Annotated in this window: 1 protein-coding gene; it reads left to right on the forward strand. The window is 56.8% G+C overall.

Going from position 1 to position 359, the window contains the following annotated elements:
• Positions 1-359: EF-Tu C-terminal domain-related protein (locus FKM52_RS21560; RefSeq protein WP_141178125.1), on the forward strand; the 359-nt coding region annotated here is incomplete at both ends.

A 359-nucleotide genomic window follows, 5' to 3' on the forward strand; every position in this document is an offset into this window, starting at 1 on the left:
GCTGGTGAGAACGTTGGTGTTCTGCTGCGTGGTATCAAACGTGAAGAGATCGAGCGTGGCCAGGTTCTGGCTAAGCCGGGCTCCATCAAGCCGCACACCCAGTTCGAATCTGAAGTGTACATCCTGTCCAAAGACGAAGGCGGCCGTCACACTCCGTTCTTCAAAGGCTACCGTCCGCAGTTCTACTTCCGTACTACTGACGTAACGGGCACCATCGAACTGCCGGAAGGCGTTGAAATGGTAATGCCGGGCGACAACATCAAAATGGTTGTTACCCTGATCCACCCGATCGCAATGGACGACGGTCTGCGTTTCGCAATCCGCGAAGGCGGCCGTACCGTTGGCGCGGGCGTTGTTGC

It is taken from the genome of Mixta tenebrionis (assembly GCF_006517625.1).
Classification (GTDB): domain Bacteria; phylum Pseudomonadota; class Gammaproteobacteria; order Enterobacterales; family Enterobacteriaceae; genus Mixta; species Mixta tenebrionis.